The organism is Microbulbifer pacificus (assembly GCF_033723955.1).
GTDB lineage: Bacteria > Pseudomonadota > Gammaproteobacteria > Pseudomonadales > Cellvibrionaceae > Microbulbifer > Microbulbifer pacificus.
The window spans coordinates 2,188,344-2,207,863 of the sequence record NZ_CP137555.1; the positions used below are offsets into that span (position 1 = coordinate 2,188,344).

The 19,520-nt window shown below is 59.1% G+C and carries 17 protein-coding genes; 13 read left to right on the top strand and 4 right to left on the bottom strand.

All coding sequences use genetic code 11. The annotated features are described in order from the left end of the window. Nucleotides 1-79 precede the first annotated feature (79 nt). From gyrB to dnaA, 4 genes are all read right to left on the bottom strand, one after another. Nucleotides 80-2,503 carry a DNA topoisomerase (ATP-hydrolyzing) subunit B gene (gene gyrB, locus R5R33_RS09460; RefSeq protein WP_318952452.1) on the bottom strand — a complete coding sequence of 808 codons (2,424 nt, stop codon included), beginning with the start codon at nucleotides 2,501-2,503 and terminating at the stop codon, nucleotides 80-82. A 126-nt stretch (nucleotides 2,504-2,629) separates the two neighbouring features. Then, nucleotides 2,630-3,736 (bottom strand): DNA replication/repair protein RecF, encoded by a 1,107-nt coding sequence (recF, locus tag R5R33_RS09465; protein WP_318952453.1) that lies wholly within the window; start codon nucleotides 3,734-3,736, stop codon nucleotides 2,630-2,632. A 143-nt stretch (nucleotides 3,737-3,879) separates the two neighbouring features. Further along, nucleotides 3,880-4,989: a DNA polymerase III subunit beta gene (dnaN, locus tag R5R33_RS09470; RefSeq protein ID WP_318952454.1), complete on the bottom strand. Its 1,110-nt coding sequence runs from the start codon at nucleotides 4,987-4,989 to the stop codon at nucleotides 3,880-3,882. Between the two features lie 77 nt (nucleotides 4,990-5,066). Continuing rightward, complete coding sequence (dnaA, locus tag R5R33_RS09475) at nucleotides 5,067-6,776, bottom strand: chromosomal replication initiator protein DnaA (RefSeq protein WP_318952455.1); 1,710 nt, start codon at nucleotides 6,774-6,776, stop codon at nucleotides 5,067-5,069. A 688-nt stretch (nucleotides 6,777-7,464) separates the two neighbouring features. Between dnaA and rpmH the strand changes: the two genes are divergently transcribed. The 13 genes from rpmH (at nucleotide 7,465) to R5R33_RS09540 (ending at nucleotide 19,511) form a co-directional block, all read left to right on the top strand. Beyond that, nucleotides 7,465-7,599 carry a 50S ribosomal protein L34 gene (gene rpmH / locus R5R33_RS09480; RefSeq protein WP_105102590.1) on the top strand — a complete coding sequence of 45 codons (135 nt, stop codon included), beginning with the start codon at nucleotides 7,465-7,467 and terminating at the stop codon, nucleotides 7,597-7,599. A gap of 45 nt (nucleotides 7,600-7,644) precedes the next feature. Then, on the top strand, nucleotides 7,645-8,160 hold the full coding sequence (rnpA, locus tag R5R33_RS09485) for a ribonuclease P protein component (RefSeq protein WP_318952456.1): 516 nt from the start codon (nucleotides 7,645-7,647) through the stop codon (nucleotides 8,158-8,160). Then, a complete protein-coding gene (gene yidD / locus R5R33_RS09490; protein ID WP_318952457.1) occupies nucleotides 8,157-8,423 on the top strand; it encodes a membrane protein insertion efficiency factor YidD in 267 nt (88 codons plus the stop codon). Before rnpA ends, yidD begins: the two co-directional genes overlap by 4 nt. Before the next feature lie 7 nt (nucleotides 8,424-8,430). Then, the gene (yidC, locus tag R5R33_RS09495) at nucleotides 8,431-10,086 is read left to right on the top strand and encodes a membrane protein insertase YidC (protein WP_318952458.1); all 1,656 of its coding nucleotides are present in this window, start codon (nucleotides 8,431-8,433) and stop codon (nucleotides 10,084-10,086) included. A 167-nt stretch (nucleotides 10,087-10,253) separates the two neighbouring features. Further along, entirely contained in the window at nucleotides 10,254-11,627 is a 1,374-nt protein-coding gene (gene mnmE, locus R5R33_RS09500; RefSeq protein ID WP_318952459.1) for a tRNA uridine-5-carboxymethylaminomethyl(34) synthesis GTPase MnmE, read from the top strand. Nucleotides 11,628-12,407: 780 nt separating this feature from the next. Next, the gene (gene mnmG, locus R5R33_RS09505) at nucleotides 12,408-14,297 is read left to right on the top strand and encodes a tRNA uridine-5-carboxymethylaminomethyl(34) synthesis enzyme MnmG (protein ID WP_318952460.1); all 1,890 of its coding nucleotides are present in this window, start codon (nucleotides 12,408-12,410) and stop codon (nucleotides 14,295-14,297) included. 4 nt (nucleotides 14,298-14,301) lie between these two features. Further along, complete coding sequence (rsmG, locus tag R5R33_RS09510; protein ID WP_318952461.1) at nucleotides 14,302-14,946, top strand: 16S rRNA (guanine(527)-N(7))-methyltransferase RsmG; 645 nt, start codon at nucleotides 14,302-14,304, stop codon at nucleotides 14,944-14,946. A gap of 207 nt (nucleotides 14,947-15,153) precedes the next feature. After that, a complete protein-coding gene (locus tag R5R33_RS09515; RefSeq protein WP_318952462.1) occupies nucleotides 15,154-15,969 on the top strand; it encodes a ParA family protein in 816 nt (271 codons plus the stop codon). A gap of 18 nt (nucleotides 15,970-15,987) precedes the next feature. Further along, nucleotides 15,988-16,896 (top strand): ParB/RepB/Spo0J family partition protein, encoded by a 909-nt coding sequence (locus R5R33_RS09520; RefSeq protein WP_318952463.1) that lies wholly within the window; start codon nucleotides 15,988-15,990, stop codon nucleotides 16,894-16,896. Between the two features lie 290 nt (nucleotides 16,897-17,186). Next, nucleotides 17,187-17,597: an ATP synthase subunit I gene (locus R5R33_RS09525; protein ID WP_318952464.1), complete on the top strand. Its 411-nt coding sequence runs from the start codon at nucleotides 17,187-17,189 to the stop codon at nucleotides 17,595-17,597. A gap of 116 nt (nucleotides 17,598-17,713) precedes the next feature. After that, nucleotides 17,714-18,637 (top strand): F0F1 ATP synthase subunit A, encoded by a 924-nt coding sequence (atpB, locus tag R5R33_RS09530; protein ID WP_318952465.1) that lies wholly within the window; start codon nucleotides 17,714-17,716, stop codon nucleotides 18,635-18,637. Between the two features lie 100 nt (nucleotides 18,638-18,737). Beyond that, nucleotides 18,738-18,986, top strand: a complete 249-nt coding sequence (gene atpE, locus R5R33_RS09535; protein ID WP_010131056.1) for a F0F1 ATP synthase subunit C — start codon at nucleotides 18,738-18,740, stop codon at nucleotides 18,984-18,986. Between the two features lie 54 nt (nucleotides 18,987-19,040). Then, nucleotides 19,041-19,511 carry a F0F1 ATP synthase subunit B gene (locus R5R33_RS09540; RefSeq protein WP_318952466.1) on the top strand — a complete coding sequence of 157 codons (471 nt, stop codon included), beginning with the start codon at nucleotides 19,041-19,043 and terminating at the stop codon, nucleotides 19,509-19,511. Nucleotides 19,512-19,520: the final 9 nt, after the last annotated feature.

Consider the following 19,520-nt stretch of genomic DNA (forward strand, 5'->3'; position numbering starts at 1 on the left):
TCAATAAAAAACCCGATCGGCAGTTCGCGGATCGGGTTTTTTATTGCGCACTATTGTAGGCGCAGATACTGGCGCCTATTTACACGTCGAGGTTTTCCACCGCCAGCGCGTTGCTTTCGATGAATTCGCGGCGCGGTTCCACCTGGTCGCCCATCAGGGTGGTGAAGATCTGGTCCGCGGCAATCGCGTCCTCAACCGTCACCTGCAACATACGGCGGGTTTCCGGATTCATGGTGGTATCCCACAGCTGCTCCGGGTTCATCTCACCCAGACCTTTGTAGCGCTGGATACTGTATCCACGGCGGCTCTCGTTCATCAGCCACACCAGTGCTTCCGGGAAGCTGGTGATCGGCTGCTGCTTGTCGCCGCGCTGGATGTAGGCACCCTCTTCCAGCAGCCCCTGCAGCTTTTCACCGAGCTGGCAGATGGCGCGGTACTCGGCGGAGTCGAAGAAGTCGTGACTGACCGTGTAGCGGCTGCTGACGCCGTGGGCAACGATATCCACGGTGGGCAGGTACAGGTTGCGCTCGCTGTCGTGGCTGACGGAAACCTGATGGCGACGGCCACCGCCCTCACCTCCCGCCTCTTCCAGCTGAGCCTGCAGCTGCGCAACCCACTGCTCCATGGTGTCGCGGGATTGCAGGGCATCGGACTTGAGGCCAGGCAGGTACACCATGCTCTTCAGCACTTCCTGCGGGTACAGGCGTGACAGGCGGTCGATGGTGGCCATCACCGAGCGGTATTCCTTCACCATCGATTCCAGTGCGCTGCCGGAGAGTCCCGGCGCTTCCGGATTCACGAACAGCGAGGCGCTTTCCAACGCGGCGTTGGTCAGGAACTGGGTCAGTGCCGCCTCGTCCTTCAGGTACTGTTCCTGCTTGCCCTTGCCGATCTTGTACAGCGGCGGCTGCGCAATGTAAATGTGCCCCCGTTCGATCAGCTCTGGCATCTGGCGGAAGAAGAAGGTCAGCAGCAGGGTGCGGATGTGTGCACCATCCACGTCGGCGTCCGTCATGATGATGATGTAGTGGTAGCGCAGCTTGTCGGGGTTGAACTCGCTTTTACCGATGCCGCAGCCGAGGGCGGTGATCAGGGTACCCACTTCGGCACTGGACAGCATCTTGTCGAAACGTGCCTTTTCCACGTTCAGGATCTTGCCTTTCAGCGGCAGGATCGCCTGGGTGCGGCGATCGCGGCCCTGCTTGGCGGAGCCACCGGCGGAGTCACCCTCCACCAGGTAGAGTTCGGACAGGGCCGGGTCTTTCTGCTGGCAATCCGCCAGCTTGCCGGGCAGACCGGCGATATCCAATGCGCCCTTGCGGCGGGTCATTTCACGCGCCTTGCGCGCAGCTTCCCGCGCCCGCGCGGCGTCGATCATCTTGCCTACGACGGCCTTGGCATCCTGCGGGTTTTCCAGCAGGTAGTCGCTGAAAGACTGGCCCATTTCCTGCTCTACCGCGGGTTTTACTTCCGAGGAGACCAGCTTGTCCTTGGTCTGGGAGGAGAATTTCGGGTCCGGCACTTTTACTGAAATGATCGCAGTGAGACCTTCGCGAGCGTCGTCACCAGTGGTAGCCACCTTATCTTTTTTGCCCACCCCTTCCTTCTCGATATAGGTATTGAGGCCGCGGGTCAGCGCCGCACGGAAGCCCGCCAGGTGGGTACCGCCATCGCGCTGGGGAATGTTGTTGGTGTAGCAGTAGATGTTTTCCTGGAAGGAGTCGTTCCATTGCAGTGCGACTTCCACGGCAATGCCGTCTTCGCGCTGATTCTGGAAATGCAGCACCTTGTTGATAGGGTTCTTGTTCTGGTTCAGGAACTCTACGAATGCGCGCAGACCGCCCTCGTATTCGTACACTTCTTCCTTACCGCTGCGCTCGTCTTTCAGCACGATGCGCACACCCGAATTGAGGAACGATAGTTCCCGCAGACGCTTGGCGAGCTGCTCGAAGTGGAACTCGATGTTACTGAAGGTGGCTGGGGACGGTTTGAAGTGCACAGTGGTGCCGGTGCCCTCGGTGTCGCCGATCACCTTCAGGGGTTCGTCAGGTACACCGTGGCGGTAGATCTGCTCATGGATCTTGCCGCCGCGACGGATGGTCAGCTTCAGCTCCTCGGACAGTGCGTTTACCACGGAAACACCCACGCCGTGCAGACCGCCGGATACCTTGTAGGTGTTATCGTCGAACTTACCACCGGCGTGGAGCACGGTCATGATCACTTCCGCCGCAGAAATCCCCTCTTCCGCGTGGATTTCCGTGGGAATGCCACGGCCGTTGTCCGCAACACTTACCGATTCATCCGGGTGGATAATCACGCGAATTTCGTCGCAGTGGCCGGCGAGGGCTTCGTCAATCGAGTTGTCCACCACCTCAAAAACCATGTGGTGGAGGCCGGTGCCGTCATCGGTATCGCCGATATACATTCCGGGGCGCTTACGCACCGCATCCAGGCCCTTCAACACCTTGATGCTACTGGAATCGTAGTTATTCTCTTGCGACATTCTGTTGCTCCATTAACGCCGGCACACTGGCCTGGCCTGTCATATTCAAACTGTTGTCCATGTATCTTCCCCGGGATGAGTCATTCCGGGGAGCGCGGTCGTCGCCCTGACCGTCAAAAAAATCTCTCAATCCGCCCCTAGCGTCGCCGGGGTCACCTGACCATGTTCCACGTGGAACATTTTCGGTTCACACCAGGGCTGTGGCAGCGAAAGCCAGGGACGCGCAGTCACCTGATCTTCTATGCCCGTTACGAGAACTTGACTAGCACAATCACTAACCCAGCGGGCAAAGCGCAGCTGGTTCTCATCATCTAACTCCGACGGCAGGTCATCTACCAGAAATACAGGCTTTTCCCGCCCTGAAATGGTGGCCGCCATTGCGGTTCGGAGAGCGCAAACCGCCATCTTCTGCTGCCCCCGTGAAAGCACTGCATGGGCGGGCTGGCCGTGAATGGTAAAGCGCAGATCTGCCCGATGCGGACCTATCCGGGTAAACCCCTGGGTGAGATCACCATCCAGGGACTCCCTCAGTGAAGCGGCCAGACTGGTATCTTTCTTCCAACCACTGCGGTATTGAAGCTCCAGCGGCTCAAACACGGCCGCGGGCAGATCGCCGAGACGCTCCCTAAACAGGATCCGTAATTGGGCAAACACTTTGCGCCTTAGCGTATCCACTGCCTCACCACTCTGCACCAACTGATGTTCCCAGGGGGCAAGCAAATTTGAGTCGATTTTACCACGTCGGAGCAGTGCATTGCGCTGCTTCAGCGCCGATTGATACACCTTCCAGTGTTGCGCGAAAGAATGTTCCACGTGGAACACTGTCCAATCCAGCAACTGCCTGCGCACACCTGGACCACCATCCAGGGCGGCAAAGCTTTCGCTATTGATCACCTGCAGCGGCAAACAGGCCGCCAGTTGTGAACTGCTTTCCGCCGGCGCCTGATTGATTCGAATACGCCCGTGACCATCGCGACGCTTCTCCACTCCCAGTGAGACGCCACTGGTGAGACGACCGAACACGGCTAATGATTCGGCATCGTAACGAATGACCGTCTGGCTCTGGCGGGAACGAAACGAGCGGCCACTGGCGAGCATATGTACCGCCTCCAGCAGCGAAGTTTTGCCGCTGCCGTTAGCACCGCAGAACAGATTTACCGCCGGCGCCAACGGCAGGTCCGCAGCGTCGATATTGCGGAAATTACTCAATACCAGTCGGTTTACACAGGACACGGTATAACTCCGTTCGCACGAAATAATGACGAGCCACCGATACGAAAAAACCGCCAGCTCACTGAACTGGCGGTTTTCGGGAAGTACTCGGGATCACATAGCGAAATCAATGCGCTACCTCCCCCAGACCAGGCCGCAGGCGATCAAAGACGCATGGGCATGATTACGTACAGGGAATCCCCCTCTTCCGGCTGCTGCAACAACGCACTGCTATTGGCGTCGCCGAGACCGATTCGAATCTGATCGCTGTGGATAGCACCGGTCACGTCCAGCAGATAACCCACGTTAAAGCCAATTTCCAGCGGATCACCGTGGTAGTCCACCATCAACTGCTCCTCCGCCTCTTCCTGCTCCGGGTTATTCGCCACGATCTGCAGCAGGCCCTCGGACAGCTGCAGACGCACACCGCGGTATTTCTCGTTGGAGAGAATCGCGGCACGCTGGAACGCCTGGCGCAATGCCAGACGATCGGCAAAAACTTCATTGCCGGTGCTGCGCGGCAGCACGCGCTCGTAGTCCGGGAACTTGCCGTCCACCAGCTTGGAAGTAAACGTGAAGGGCCCACTGTTTACGCGAATATGGTTATTGCCGAGCACTACTTCGGCACTGGCATCGGTGTCTTCCAGCAGTCGTGCGAGCTCCAGAACGCCCTTGCGCGGCACAATGGCCTGCACCGGCGCTTCTACATTGAGACCCGGCGCATCGCGGTCACACAGCGCCAGGCGGTGGCCATCGGTAGCAACCGCACGCAATCGCTGCGGGCGACACTCCAGCAGCAGGCCATTCAGGTAGTAGCGCACATCCTGCTGCGCCATGGCGAAGCTGGTGGCCTCGATCAACCGGCGGATTTCGCGCTGGGAGATGCTGAAACGGCTCTGCGCAGAAGTCTCCTCCTGGTTGGGGAAGTCACTGGCCGGCAGCGTGGAAAGCTGGAAGCGGCTGCGGCCACTGCGCAGCACCAGTCGCTCCGCATCGCGCTCAAACTTGAGCTCGGCACCGTCCGGCAGCGAGCGACAGATGTCCAGCAGCTTGCGCGCGGGTACCGTCACCTCACCCTCCATCTCGGCGGGCTGGTCCAGCTGCAGGCGGCCTACGATTTCCACCTCCAGATCGGTACCGGTGAGCGACAGTTCCTGCCCCTGCAACTGCAGCAGCACGTTGGCCAGTACCGGCAGGGTCTGGCGCTTTTCCACTACACCGGCAACCAGTTGCAGCGGCTTTAACAGGGCATCACGGCTTACACTGAATTTCATATTTATTGCCTTGATCTCAATTTCGTTGTTCTGGTTTTCGCAAAACTGGTCGCGGGTTATCTATAACCATTGGCCTATCAGGTCGTCAGCGAACGCGTCAGCAAACGCACGTCCTCACGGATGTCACCGTCGGATTCCTGCAGCTCACGGATTTTGCGACAGGCATGCAGCACGGTGGTGTGGTCACGCCCGCCAAAGGCGTCACCAATTTCCGGCAGGCTGTGATTAGTCAATTCTTTCGCCAGTGCCATTGCTACCTGGCGCGGGCGCGCCACGGACCGGCTGCGGCGTTTAGACAGGAGGTCCGCGACCTTGATCTTGTAGTACTCGGCCACCACCCTCTGGATATTGTCGATGCTCACCAGGCGGTCCTGCAGTGCGAGCAGGTCCTTCAGCGCCTCGCGCACCAGAATATCGTCGATGGCACGGCCGGTGAACTGCGCATTGGCAATCACCCGGCGCAGCGCCCCCTCGAGCTCACGCACGTTGGAGCGGATACGCTGCGCGATAAAGAATGCAGAATCATGTGGCAGGTCCACACCCACCTGCTCCGCCTTTTTCATCAGAATGGCGACACGGGTTTCCAGTTCCGGCGGCTCAACTGCCACCGTCAGCCCCCAGCCGAAACGGGACTTGAGACGCTCCTCAAGGCCGTCGATCTCCTTGGGATAGCGGTCACAAGTGAGGATAATCTGCTGCCCACCCTCCAACAGTGCGTTGAACGTGTGGAAAAACTCCTCCTGAGAGCGCTCCTTGCCGGCAAAAAACTGGATATCGTCAATCAGCAGTGCATCCACCGAGCGGTAATAACGCTTGAAGTCGCTGATGGCGTTCAACTGCAACGCCTTCACCATATCCGCCACAAAGCGTTCCGAATGCAGGTACACCACCTTTGCATTCGGATTGCGATCCACCAGTGCGTTACCCACCGCATGCATAAGGTGAGTTTTACCCAGGCCCACACCGCCATAAATAAACAATGGGTTGTAGGCACCACCGGGGTTGTCGGCGATCTGCTGTGCTGCCGCCAGGCCCAGCTGGTTCGACTTACCCTCAACAAAGGAGGCGAAAGTAAATCCGCGGTTGAGAGAACTGCCGTGCTTGATGGCACCCTCAACTTCCACTTTGCGCTGGCCGCCCCCGTGTATCACCGGTGCAACCACCTCACCGCCGGAATGAAGGTCCGCCGGCAAACGCTCCGCCGCCGTCAATGCCTCCACCCCCGCCTCTTCGGCGGCGACATTGCTGTGCGCTTCTGAGGTCATGCGCGCGCCGCGAGACGCCGGCGATACGGACACGGAAGATGGCGCAGAATCCATCCTGGAAGCGGGGTAGCCACCACTGGAGAAGCCCCTACCGCCATCGCGGTAGCGGTCACCACCTACACCGGAAGTAGCCCCGCCAAACGCGGGCGCCGGGCTCTCCATATGCGGTGACGCATGTGACGGCGCAGAGGCCTGGTAACTGCGAGAAGAGGCGTACGCCGGTTGCGCAGGGGCACTATCAGCCCCGGCAAAACTGCGGCGAAAACGCGAGGTACGGCGATCCAGCGCCACCACTTCCACATGCAGTGAACGACCGGAAAATTGTTGCGCCAGCTCACGGATATGATCGAGATACTTGTCGCTCACCCAGTTCAGCACAAAGCGGTTAGGCGCCACCAGGCGCAGCTCACCCTCGGAACTGTCGTCGCTGACACGCAGCGGCCGAATCCAGGTACTGAACTGCTGCGGCGGCAATTCATCCTGCAAACAAGCAGCGCACTGCTTCCACACGGAATCGGACAAGGAACCCCCCAAAAGACGGATCGAGATGCGACGGCGCCCACACTGACGACCAGCCGGTGAACAAAGCTGTCCCCCCAAGAACAGCCTCCGGCCCCTGCACGAATGCCAGGGAAGCCCGCGGGCAGCACCTCAAAAGAAGGCCGACAGTATATCGATTGCCCCCGGGGTTATCCACAATTAAACCAAAATTAACACAGGATATTCCGGCAGAAAGCTCAGCAATATCAAAGGCTTGAACACAAATTAAGCGGCTGCGCAACGACTTATCCACAGCCAAACTGTGAATATCTTGGGGTCAAACGGTGTACTCCCCGAAATACCCGAGCCAATACAATGGCTTGCGCGGTAGCCCCTGCAAACAGCGCGGAGAAGCCGACGCTTTCCCTATACTTAGCCGTTATAGAGAAGGAAGATAGGCCGCCAACCTTTCGCCTCGATCAATGTGGATTTTCCTGCATCGAAGTCCAACGGGTGCATTGCTTTGGCTGGTTTCTTTCTATACAATCCGCCGCCTTCGCAGCGCATAGCCCGCTTCGGAGTATGCCTCCAGAAATGCCGAGCAATTCCGGAGACACGCCGCAACGAGGGGTTATAGCAGCCGCAAAAAGCAGCCGCGCCAGCCGTAAGCGGCCCAGATTTTAAAACCTCCAGGACCTGACTCCCGGACATAACTCCAGGTAGTAACAACATGAAACGTACATTTCAGCCCAGCAATCTGAAGCGCAAGCGCACCCACGGCTTCCGTGCCCGTATGGCCACCAAAAATGGTCGTAAAGTACTGGCCCGTCGCCGCGCCAAAGGCCGCAAGGTTCTGTGCGCCTAAGATTGCCGCTTAGCGAGCAACCTTAAAGATCGCATCTGAATCACTATGCAGTGCCCACGCAGCGACTTCGCATTTGCCAAGCCGCTGCGGCTGCTCAATGCGGCGCAGTATCGCGCCGTTTTTGATTCCGCGCCCGTCCGTGCGGCGCAACCTCAATTCCTGATCCTCGCCCGCCCCAACGAGCTCGGTCACCCGAGGCTCGGTCTTGTCATTGCCAAAAAGCACGTCCGCAACGCCACCGACCGCAATCGCATCAAGCGCATCGCCCGCGAGACCTTTCGCCTGCAGCAGCACCAGCTGTATCCGCTGGATGCCGTAGTGTTGGCGCGCGCCGGAGCTGGCGATCTCGACAAAGACGCACTGGCCAAGATATTCAACAAGCTGTGGCGCAGACTTGATCAGCGCGCTCGCAATCCGCAGCCGGAGCAGCAAGCGCAACAGCGGCCACCCAGGGCCCCGCGCGGCAAGGGTCGCAAAGGCAGCGGGAATAAAAATACCGCCGAGCAACCGACACAATCGCCCCACTCTGCAGGCACTGGGCACCAGGAGAGTGGTTCGTGACCTGGCTGGCTATCCGCCTGATTCACCTGTATCGCCTCATCGCCAGCCCGTGGGTCGGTAACCAGTGCCGCTTCCACCCCACCTGCTCCCGCTACTCGGAAGAAGCGTTTGAAACCCACGGATTCTGCAAAGGGGGTTATTTAACCCTGCGCCGCCTTATAAAATGCCACCCCTGGCATCCGGGCGGCCTGGATTACGTCCCCCCTGCGGTACCACCCTCAGAAACTCCGGCGGCAAAACACGAGCCACCGCAACAAGGCTAACAACATAATGGATTGGCAACGCTACACGCTGGTCGGCGGCATCGCCGCAGTCCTCCTGGCACTGGTTTACCAGTGGAACGCATTCAAGGAACAGCACGCCCCGGCGCTTGATCAGAAAACGGTGGTACACCATCAGGCGGAAGAAGCCACGTCCCTGCCAGGCAGCCAGCCCGGCAATAACAGTGGTGAGTTGCCGGAAGAAGGTGCGGTTCCCGAGGTGGGCGGCAGTGCCCAGCCCAAGCTGATCACGGTGAATACCGACACCCTGAGCTTGCTGATCGATCCAAACGGCGGCGACATCGTCAAGGTTGCGCTGCGCCAGTACTACGCGAAACTGCACACCCCGGATCGCCCCCTGATTCTGCTGAACCAGACCCGCAGCCATACCTATGTGTCGAAGAGCGGTCTGGTCGGCGGCCAGGGTAACTGCTCCGCGGGACGCCCACTGTTTTCCAGCGACGCCAGTGAATACGCGCTGCAGGAAGGCAAGGACACCCTGACCGTGGACCTGAAACAGTCCCAGGGCGGCATCGGCTTCACCAAGCGCTTCACCTTCACCCGCGGCAATTACCTGATCAAGGTGTCCTACCTGGTGGACAACGGACGCGACAAGCCGCTGCTGGCCGGTATGTGCGGAGAGATCGTGCGCGACAGCCTGGAGCCGCCGGTGGATGTGGGTATCGGTGTCTCTCCTTTCCTGGGTGCTGCGCTGCACACCAGCGAAGAGAATTACTTCAAGCAGGACTTTGAAGACATCGCCAAGAAGCCCACCACTGAAACTATTCAGGGTGGCTGGGTGGCCATGGTGCAGCATTATTTCCTGAGCGCATGGATTCCGAACCAGGAAGAGCGCAACACGTTCAGACTGAAGCCCATTGGCAACGGCCTGTACAGCATGGGCTTTACCAGCCCGCAGCTGCGGATCGAACCGGGCCAGCAGGGTACCGTTGAAGCCTCGTTCTATGCAGGCCCGAAAGATGTATTCACCCTGGAAAAGATTTCTCCGTACCTGGACCTGACCGTAGATTACGGTTGGCTGTGGTGGCTGGCGAAGCCGATGTTCCGGGTGCTGAACTGGATTCACGAGCACATCGTGGACAACTGGGGATGGTCCATCATCCTGTTGACCGTGTTCATCAAGGCACTGCTGTTCCCACTGTCCGCTGCCGGCCTGCGCTCCATGGCACGCATGCGCAAGTTTGCACCGCAGATGAAGAAACTGCAGGAGCAGTACAAGGACAACCGCCAGAAACTGGCGGAAGAGACCATGAAGCTTTACCGCCGGGAGAAGATCAATCCGGTGGGCGGCTGTCTGCCACTGCTGCTGCAGATGCCAGTGTTTATCGGTCTCTACTGGATGCTGATGGAAACCGTTGAGCTGCGCCACGCACCGTGGATCGGCTGGATTCACGACCTGTCGGTGAAGGATCCCTATTTCATCCTGCCGGTGTTTATGGGTGTGACCATGTGGTTCATGCAGAAGCTGAATCCACAGCCCACGGATCCGACCCAGGCGAAGATCATGCAGCTGATGCCGATCATGATGACCTTCTTCTTCCTATGGTTCCCGGCAGGTCTCGTGCTGTACTGGATTGCGAACAACCTGATCTCGATCGCCCAGACCTGGTTTATCAACCGGCAGGTAGAGGCCGCGAGCAAGTAACCAGAAACCCACGGTTTACTCCCGGAGGGGGGGAGCGCCCCGGGATAGGTTTTCGAAAACTTATCCCCGCCACCCTCCGTTCCAATCGAAGATCATTGCGCTGTAGCTAAACAAAGGGCCGCTAAATGCGGCCCTTCTTCTATCTGACTTTTGGATAAACTCAGAATATGTCCCAGCAAAGCCTGAACAAAGACACCATCGCCGCCGTTGCCACCCCACCCGGTCGCGGCGGCATTGGCGTGATACGCCTGTCAGGCCCGAAGGCACGGGAGATCGGCGAACAACTGGCCGGCAAGATCTTCAAACCCCGTTTCGCCCACTACTGCGATTTCACCCACGACGACCAGCTGCTGGACCAGGGCTTGGCACTGTTCTTCCCCGGCCCAAATTCTTTTACCGGCGAGGACGTGGTGGAGCTGCAGGGACATGGTGGCCCGGTGATTCTCGACACACTGCTTTCCGCCCTGCTGAAAACAGGCGCCCGACAGGCGCGACCCGGGGAGTTCTCCGAGCGCGCTTTTCTCAATGACAAGCTGGATCTGGCACAGGCTGAGGCCATTGCCGACCTGATTGACGCGGGAAGTGCACAGGCAGCACAAAATGCCCTGCGTTCACTGCAGGGAGTATTTTCCGAAAAAATCGAAGAGTTAGCGACACAACTAACCAGATTGCGGATCTATGTCGAAGCATCGATTGATTTTCCAGAAGAAGAAATCGATTTTCTCGCCGATGGCAAGGTAGCGGCGGATATACAGGCACTTTTGGCCCAACTAGACCTGGTAGAGGCACAGGCGCGCCAGGGGACCATCATGCGCGAGGGTATGCAGGTGGCGATAGCCGGCAAACCCAACGCGGGCAAGTCCAGCCTGCTGAATGCACTGGCGGGAAAAGATACTGCCATCGTCACCGATATCGCGGGCACCACCCGCGACGTACTGCGCGAACACATCCATATCGACGGCATGCCATTGCATATTGCCGATACCGCGGGACTGCGCGAGTCACCGGATCAGGTGGAACAGATTGGCATGCAGCGCGCCTGGGAGGAGATTCACAAGGCTGATCGCGTACTGTTGGTGGTGGACGCCGCGGAGCTACACAGCCTGGACCCGGAAACCGCCTGGCCGGAATTTACCCGCCAGCTACCGGACCCGGAGAAGCTTACCCTGGTGGCGAACAAGATTGACCTGACCGAATACAGTCCCGGACTGCTCGCGCACAGCGACGGCATCCCCGTCGTCGCCATCAGCGCCATGACCGGCGCCGGCGTAGAGGCCCTGCGCCAGCATCTGAAGCAGTGCATGGGATATCAGGCGAGCAATGAAGGCAACTTCAGTGCCCGCCGACGCCACCTGGACGCCCTGGCACGCGCGCGCGCCTTCATTGTTCAGGGCGAAGCCCAGCTCCACAGCAGTGGCGCCGGCGAACTGCTGGCCGAAGACCTGCGTCAGGCTCAGCAGGCACTGGGCGAGATTACCGGGGCCATGACCGCCGACGAGTTGCTGGGCAAGATTTTTGGCAGTTTCTGCATCGGTAAATAACCCTCAAGACTCAACGCACCACCGCCCGATCCCCCGCAGATGATCGGCGGTGTGCGCACATCGCCTCCCCCACCGCCATACATACCGCTTGCTCAACCTGATCCATCTATGAGATCCATGGATCCATCTACACCCATTCCCCCGAAAAACCACAAGAGTTGCGCACAGCAATCCACAAGGTTATCAAGATGGACCACCTATCCAACTTGGCAACACAGCTATTTATCCCGAACATCCACATGTTTATACACAGGAACACTGCTGTGCATTGGTATTTCCAGCCGTTGTGGGCAAACCATGGGACAAGTTACCCACAAAACCGGTACTCAGGCGGGGATAACACTCACTGGTCCGGGAATCCACCAAAGTTATCCCGTCCGTCCACAGCCGCCTACATGGGTTATCCGTCCCTCCACACAGGGGTTTGAGACGCAGTTATCAATCGCCTAACTCATTGTTTTAAAACAATTTATTAACCTTATACATGAATTTCACTACCCTAAATAACAACAACAAATACAAACACGTACTTATACGTAAGGAATGTATAACTTTATTTATGTATAGAAAGAGAAGGCTGGTTTCGATTTTTCTACGTGCCGCTTTTTTGCACAGCACAAGCTGCCTATAATGTGCGCCCGGATTTTTGCGTGGACGAATGGCCACGGTTGGCCTGTATGCAGCCGTGCCTACACCTATCGCCTGCATCGCAAAGGCAACCGGCGCCTGACCTAACCTGGCACTTTTACCTGCGGCACCTGGGCCATTGAGCTGAACCTTATGGAATACCCCACACAATATGATGTGATCGTAATTGGCGGCGGACACGCTGGCACCGAGGCGTGCCTGGCGGCGGCGCGCATGGGGAGTCGTACCCTGCTGCTGACGCACAATATCGAGACGCTCGGGCAGATGTCCTGCAACCCGGCTATCGGCGGTATCGGCAAAAGCCATTTGGTGAAGGAAGTGGACGCCCTCGGTGGCGCCATGGCCACTGCCACCGATTTCGGGGGTATCCAGTTCCGCGTGCTGAATGCCCGCAAAGGGCCGGCGGTGCGCGCCACCCGCGCCCAGGCCGATCGCGCCCTGTACAAGGCAGCGATCCGCAACATCCTTGAAAACCAGCCGAACCTGGATATCTTCCAGCAGGCCGCGGACGACCTGATCGTCGAGAATGAACGTGTCACCGGTGTGGTGACCAACGCCGGCATCCGCTTCCGCGGCAAAACCGTAGTGATTACCGCCGGTACCTTCCTCGGTGGCCGCATCCATATCGGCCTGGAAAACCATTCGGGTGGTCGCGCCGGCGATCCCCCCTCCATCGCCCTGGCCCAGCGCCTGCGCGCGCTGCCGTTCCGCGTGGAGCGCCTGAAGACCGGTACCCCGCCGCGTATCGATGCGCGCTCGGTAGATTTCACCGGGCTGGAGGAGCAGTGGGGCGACGAACCAATTCCGGTAATGTCCTATCTGGGCAATCGCGCCCAGCACCCGCGCCAGGTGTGCTGCTGGATCACCCACACGAACGAATCCACCCACGACATCATCCGCGGCGGCCTCGACCGCTCGCCGATGTATTCCGGCGTGATCGAAGGCATCGGCCCGCGCTACTGCCCCTCCATCGAGGACAAGGTGCATCGTTTCGCGGACAAGAACAGCCACCAGATCTTTATCGAACCCGAAGGGCTCAGCACCCACGAGCTGTACCCCAATGGCATCTCCACCAGCCTGCCGTTCGATGTGCAGATGAACCTGGTGCGCTCGATCAAGGGGTTTGAAAACGCGCATATCACCCGCCCGGGCTACGCCATCGAATACGACTTCTTCGACCCGCGGGACCTTCTGCCGTCGCTTGAAACCAAATTCATTGCAGGCCTGTTCTTCGCCGGTCAGATCAATGGCACCACCGGCTACGAAGAGGCCGCCGCCCAGGGGTTGCTGGCGGGCGCCAACGCCGCGCTCAACGCGCAGGACCGGGACGCATGGTCGCCCCGTCGTGACGAGGCCTACCTGGGCGTACTGGTGGACGACCTGATCACCTCCGGCACCAAAGAGCCCTACCGCATGTTCACCAGCCGCGCGGAATACCGCCTGCTGCTGCGCGAGGACAATGCGGACCTGCGCCTGACCGAAAAGGGGCGCGAGCTGGGTCTGGTGGACGACGTGCGCTGGCAGGCTTTCTGCGACAAGCGCGAGTCTATCGAGCGCGAACAGCAGCGCCTGAAAGACACCTGGGTTCAGCCCGGCACCGACGCCGCCCAACTTGTCGAGCAGAAACTACCGCAGGCACTGGCACGCGAGTACAGCCTGATGGACCTGCTGAAGCGTCCCGAGCTCGAATACCAGGACGTGGCAAGCCTCAAGGGGGAGCCCGTCAGCGACGAACAGGTGGCTGAGCAGGTGGAAATTTCCGCCAAATACGCCGGTTACATCGACCGTCAGCGCGATGAAATCGAGCGCCTGCAGGCCTATGAAGACACTCCCCTGCCGGTTGATTTTGACTACGCCGCAGTTTCCGGGCTTTCCAATGAAGTGATTCAGAAGCTCTCCGATGCGCGCCCGGATACTCTGGCGCGCGCCGGACGGGTGCCGGGAGTGACCCCGGCGGCGGTATCGCTGCTGCTGATCCAGCTGAAGAAGCGCGGCCTGCTGACCCGCAAAAAGGCGGTTTGAGTCGATGGAACATTTCCGCCCCCGCCTGAACCAGGCCGCCGAGCAACTGAACCTGAATCTGACACGGGAACAGCAGGACCAGCTGCTGGCCTATCTGGACCTGTTCGCCCGCTGGAACGCCGCTTACAACCTATCGGCCGTGCGCGACCCGGCGGAAATGCTCGAGCGCCACATCATCGACAGCCTGAGCGTGGTGAACCTGTGTGGCACCAGCGCCGACGACCAGTCCCCGCTGATCGATGTCGGCTCCGGCGGCGGCCTACCCGGGATTCCCCTGGCGATCATGCACCCGCAGCGACCGATCAGCCTGCTGGACAGCAATGGCAAGAAATCCCGCTTCCAGTTTCAGGTCGCCAGCCAGCTGAAGCTCGACAATATCAATGTCGTCAACCAGCGCGTCGAGGCATACCGGCCGGAACAGCTCTACGCCGGTGTCGTATCCCGCGCGTTTGCCTCCCTGCAGGACATGATTACCGGCAGTGAACACCTGCTCGCTCCCGGCGGCAGGTTTTATGCGATGAAAGGCAAGCTCCCGGAAGATGAGTTGAGTGCATTGCCAAAAGAGATTAAGGTCGACGAACTGCACACCTTGCAAGTGCCAGGCTGCGATGCAGAGCGCCATCTGATCGTCCTCTCCCGCGCGGAGTGAACCGGCCATGCGCCGGCGGATTCCCCGGAATGTACCGTCAGGCGTCATCGACCAAGAACGTGAAATAGAAACGTGTATTCAACACCAGCGCACCGGGCCGACATTCGCCAGTGCGCTTAGCTGCCGCGTCTTCCGGTGCATCCGGCCTAGCGGCGAGCCCGGCCGTGCAGAGGAAGCTGCGCCGTCGGGAATAACAGGACCAGAACCTTGAGCAAGATTTTTGCGGTAGCGAACCAGAAAGGCGGTGTCGGAAAAACCACCACCTGCGTCAACCTCTCGGCCTCACTTGTCGCCAACAAGAGACGGGTGCTGCTGATCGACCTCGACCCCCAGGGTAATGCCACCATGGGCAGCGGTGTCGACAAGAGCGACCTGCAACTCTCCAGTTACGATGTGCTCGCCAGCCTGCTGCCGCCGCGCAAGGCCATTGTCCCCACGTCCAGCGGCTACGACCTGATGCCGGCGAATATCGACCTGACCGCCGCCGAAGTGGAGTTGTTGGAAATGGACGGTCGCGAATCCCGCCTGCGCCAGGCGCTGGTGGAGATCCGTGACGATTACGACTACATCATCATCGACTGCCCACCGTCCCTGAACATGCTCACGGTCAATGCGCTGTGCGCCGCCGGCGGTGTGCTGATCCCCATGCAGTGCGAGTACTACGCGCTGGAGGGGCTCTCGGCGCTGATCGACACCATCACCCAGATCCAGAAGGCGGCGAATCCCAGCCTCAAGATCGAAGGCATCCTGCGCACCATGTACGACCCGCGCAACAGCCTCACTGGCGACGTGTCCGACCAGTTGAACCAATACTTTGGCGACCGCCTCTACCGCACCTGCATTCCCCGCAACGTGCGCCTGGCGGAAGCCCCCAGCTTCGGCAAGCCGGCGCTGGAGTACGACCGCAGCTCCAAGGGCGCCATCGCCTATCTCGCCCTTGCCGGCGAGATCACCCGCCGCGAAAGTACGCTCAAGCACGATAATCACAACAGTGGTCCCCGCACCGTAGCGGAAGCGGTTTAAGACCGAGGTAAAAGACTTATGGCCGCGAAACGCAAAGGCCTCGGGAAAGGACTTTCCCACCTGATCAGCAACAATGTCAGCGAGGCCATTGCCGTCGCCACCGGCGAGCGCCAGGGCGATATCGTCGAGCGCGTGGACGGGGAACTGAAAGAGCTTCCGATCGAATTCCTGCAGCGCGGCCGCTATCAGCCACGCCGCGACTTCCCGCAGGAATCCCTGCAGGAACTGGCGGATTCCATCCGCGCCCAGGGCATCATGCAGCCGATCGTGGTGCGCCCCATCGGTGAGCACAAATACGAAATCATCGCCGGTGAGCGCCGCTGGCGCGCCGCTCAGCTGGCGGAGCTGGACAAGGTCCCGGCGCTGATCCGCGACGTCTCCGACGAAGCCGCTATCGCCATGGCGCTGATCGAGAACATCCAGCGCGAAGACCTCAACCCGGTCGAGGAGGCCGTCGCCCTCAAGCGCCTGCAGGACGAATTTGAACTCACCCAGCAGCAGGTGGCGGAAGCGGTGGGTAAATCCCGCACCGCGGTTACCAACCTGATGCGCCTGCTCACGCTCACCGATGAGGTGCGGACCTTTCTGGAGCGCGGCGACATCGAGACCGGTCATGCCAAGGCCCTGCTGGGGCTGGCCGGTGACGAGCAGCGTGAGGCGGCACGCATGGTGGTGGATCGCGGACTGACCGTGCGTCAGACCGAGGCCCTGGTGCGTCGCTTCCAGGAGCAGGCGGGCAAACCCAAGGCGAAAAAGCTGGAAGTTGACCCGAATATCCGCCGTCTGACCGAGCGTCTGGCAGAAAAAATCGGAGTGCCGGTCAGCATCGATCACGGCGAAAAAGGTGCCGGCAAACTGGTGCTCAAGTACACCAGTCTCGATGAACTGGATGGGATTCTTGCCCACCTGGGGTACAGCGAAGACTGAGCTCCCTTCGCGGCAAACGTTACTGCTGCAACGGTTTCGTAATAAATCTGCAATTCCAATGCAGAATGTTGCACCAAATTGAGGCGCCACTTTGGCGCCTCAATTGCGTTATGGCGTCGAAATTCGAGATTGTTAGTGTGCGCTCACTATCGCGATCTTCTGTAGTAAAAGACCGCGAACGCCACACCATCTGACGGGATTTGCCAGTTGAATCGGCGGCCCTGTTCCGACATAATTCGCACGCCCAAAATTTGGGCGGAAACTAGAAACTGGCTGGCCCGTTCCCGCCTATGCGCAATCCCCCGGTAGTCAAGATTTCGCTGATTCAGCTGGCAGTAGTGTTGTTGGCTGCGCTGGCGCTCGAATTGACACAGGGGCGTATTGTTGCCATCTCCGCCCTGTTCGGTGGCCTACTCTGTGTGCTGCCGAATTTGTATTTTGGCCTGCGCGCGTTTGAGCTGCTGGGAAGAGGCGCTGACCTGCTGAAAGGTCGCCGCCAGCTGCGCGGCGCGCGCGCAAGCCAGCGCACGGTAGCCAGTTTCTACCGCGCCGAAACCGGCAAGTTTGTGCTGACCCTGGCGGGATTTGCGGCAGTGTTCGCCACCGTCAAACCGCTCAATCCAGCGGTGTTGTTTGTCAGCTACGGCTTGTGCGTGATTTTGCAATGGATTCTCGTGGCGCGCCTGCATGCAACCAAGTAGCGGCGGCCGCGGAACCCCTGAAGAGTGACTGCGCAGAGACAAGGGCATGTGAAGTGATTGCCCGCGCAGACAGGGGTTCCCGAAAAGTTTTTTATCTTAGAACGTGTTGAGGAACTATGGCTGCCGAACAAACCGCGACGGGTTATATCCAGCACCACCTGCAAAATCTTGCGTACGGTAAACTTCCCGCGGGTTATACCCGTGCCGACGGTAGTGTGCTGACCGACTCCACCTGGACCATTGCCCACAGCAGTCAGGAAGCTGCCGACATGGGCTTCTGGGCCGTTCACCTGGACACCCTGGGCTGGTCCATCGGTCTCGGTCTGCTTTTCTGTTTCCTGTTTGCCCGCGCGGCCAAGAATGCCACCGCCGGCGTACCCTCCGGTTTCCAGAGCTTTGTCGAGCTGGTTACCGAATTCATCGACAAGCTGGTTCGCGAAACCTTCCCACACACCAATCGCATGGTCGCCCCCATGGCGCTGACCATTTTCGTGTGGGTATTCCTGATGAACCTGATGGACCTGATCCCCGTGGACTGGCTGCCTGAGTTGGCGAAAGTCGCATCAGGCAATGAGCACGTCTTCTTCAAAGTGGTACCGACCACCGATCTCAACGCCACCCTGGGTATGGCGCTGGCGGTATTCGTGCTGATGATCTTCTTCAGCATCAAGGAGAAGGGTTTGATGGGCTTTGTGAAAGAGCTGACCCTGCACCCCTTCCACTCCGGCAAGTGGTATGTGGATATTTTCCTGATCCCGTTCAACTTCCTGCTGGAAGCGGTATCCCTCATCGCCAAGCCGGTTTCCCTCGGTCTGCGTCTGTTCGGAAACCTCTACGCCGGTGAAATGATCTTCATCCTGATCGCCATCGTGTTTGGCGTGGGCGTGCTGGGCTTTGTGGGTGCCGCGCTGCTGCAGATGGGCTGGGCCATTTTCCACATCCTGGTTATCACCCTGCAGGCCTTCGTGTTCATGGTGCTGACCACCGTGTACATGGCCATGGCGCACAACCGGGAAGATGAACACGAGCACGACCAGTAAGGTCGTGCCCCGCCTGTCGGGCGCAAAGATTTCGTTTGTACTTTAACTTTTTCATTCACTTTCAACTTCAACAACTCTCAACTTACTTTTGGAGAAAACAATGGAAGCATTAGGTCTGGTATACGTAGCTGCTGCACTGCTGATCGGTCTGGGCGCTCTGGGTACTGCTATCGGTTTCGGCACCCTGGGTGGCAAGCTGCTGGAAGGTTCTGCACGTCAGCCGGAACAAGCTCCCGCTCTGCAGGGCAAAATGTTCCTGATGGCCGGTCTGCTTGACGCCGTTCCGATGATCGGTGTTGGTATCGCCATGTACCTGATTTTCGCGGTTGCTCCTGGTCTGGCTGGTTAATTCCCCGTTCCAATTGCCCTTTAACCCTTTTTTGAAAGAGCAAGAGGTGTCGGTGTGAATATCAACCTGACTCTGATCGGCCAGTCGATCACCTTTCTCGCCTTCGTATGGTTCTGCTGGAAATTTGTCTGGCCGGCCCTGATGGGCGTTATGCAGGAACGTGAGCAGAAAATTGCTACCGGCCTGCAGGAAGCCGAGCGCGCCGGGAAAGACCTGGAGCTGGCCCAGCGCAAAGCTGCCGAGCAACTGAAAGAAGCCAAAGCCCAGGCTGCCGAGATCCTGGATGGTGCCAACAAGCGCGCCAACCAGATCGTCGAGGAAGCCAAGCAGGCTGCACGCGCAGAAGGCGATCGCCTGAAAGCCGCTGCACAGGCCGAAATCGAACAGGAAGTGAACCGCGCGAAGGAACAACTTCGCTCCCGCGTTGCCGCCCTGTCTGTTGCCGGTGCCGAGAAAATCCTTTCGGTCAACATCGATGCCAAAGTGCACGATGACATGATTGAGAAACTGGCAGCCGAGCTGTAAGCGAGGAAC

Bases quoted from the DNA above. Each gene is read 5' to 3' on its own strand.
- rnpA (WP_318952456.1), top strand. From the start codon at position 7,645: ATGCAGTGCCCACGCAGCGACTTCGCATTTGCCAAGCCGCTGCGGCTG.
- rsmG (WP_318952461.1), top strand. From the start codon at position 14,302: ATGGAACATTTCCGCCCCCGCCTGAACCAGGCCGCCGAGCAACTGAAC.
- R5R33_RS09520 (WP_318952463.1), top strand. From the start codon at position 15,988: ATGGCCGCGAAACGCAAAGGCCTCGGGAAAGGACTTTCCCACCTGATC.
- yidC (WP_318952458.1), top strand. From the start codon at position 8,431: ATGGATTGGCAACGCTACACGCTGGTCGGCGGCATCGCCGCAGTCCTC.
- atpB (WP_318952465.1), top strand. From the start codon at position 17,714: ATGGCTGCCGAACAAACCGCGACGGGTTATATCCAGCACCACCTGCAA.
- mnmG (WP_318952460.1), top strand. From the start codon at position 12,408: ATGGAATACCCCACACAATATGATGTGATCGTAATTGGCGGCGGACAC.
- dnaN (WP_318952454.1), bottom strand. From the start codon at position 4,989: ATGAAATTCAGTGTAAGCCGTGATGCCCTGTTAAAGCCGCTGCAACTG.
- atpE (WP_010131056.1), top strand. From the start codon at position 18,738: ATGGAAGCATTAGGTCTGGTATACGTAGCTGCTGCACTGCTGATCGGT.
- R5R33_RS09525 (WP_318952464.1), top strand. From the start codon at position 17,187: ATGCGCAATCCCCCGGTAGTCAAGATTTCGCTGATTCAGCTGGCAGTA.
- gyrB (WP_318952452.1), bottom strand. From the start codon at position 2,503: ATGTCGCAAGAGAATAACTACGATTCCAGTAGCATCAAGGTGTTGAAG.
- rpmH (WP_105102590.1), top strand. From the start codon at position 7,465: ATGAAACGTACATTTCAGCCCAGCAATCTGAAGCGCAAGCGCACCCAC.
- mnmE (WP_318952459.1), top strand. From the start codon at position 10,254: ATGTCCCAGCAAAGCCTGAACAAAGACACCATCGCCGCCGTTGCCACC.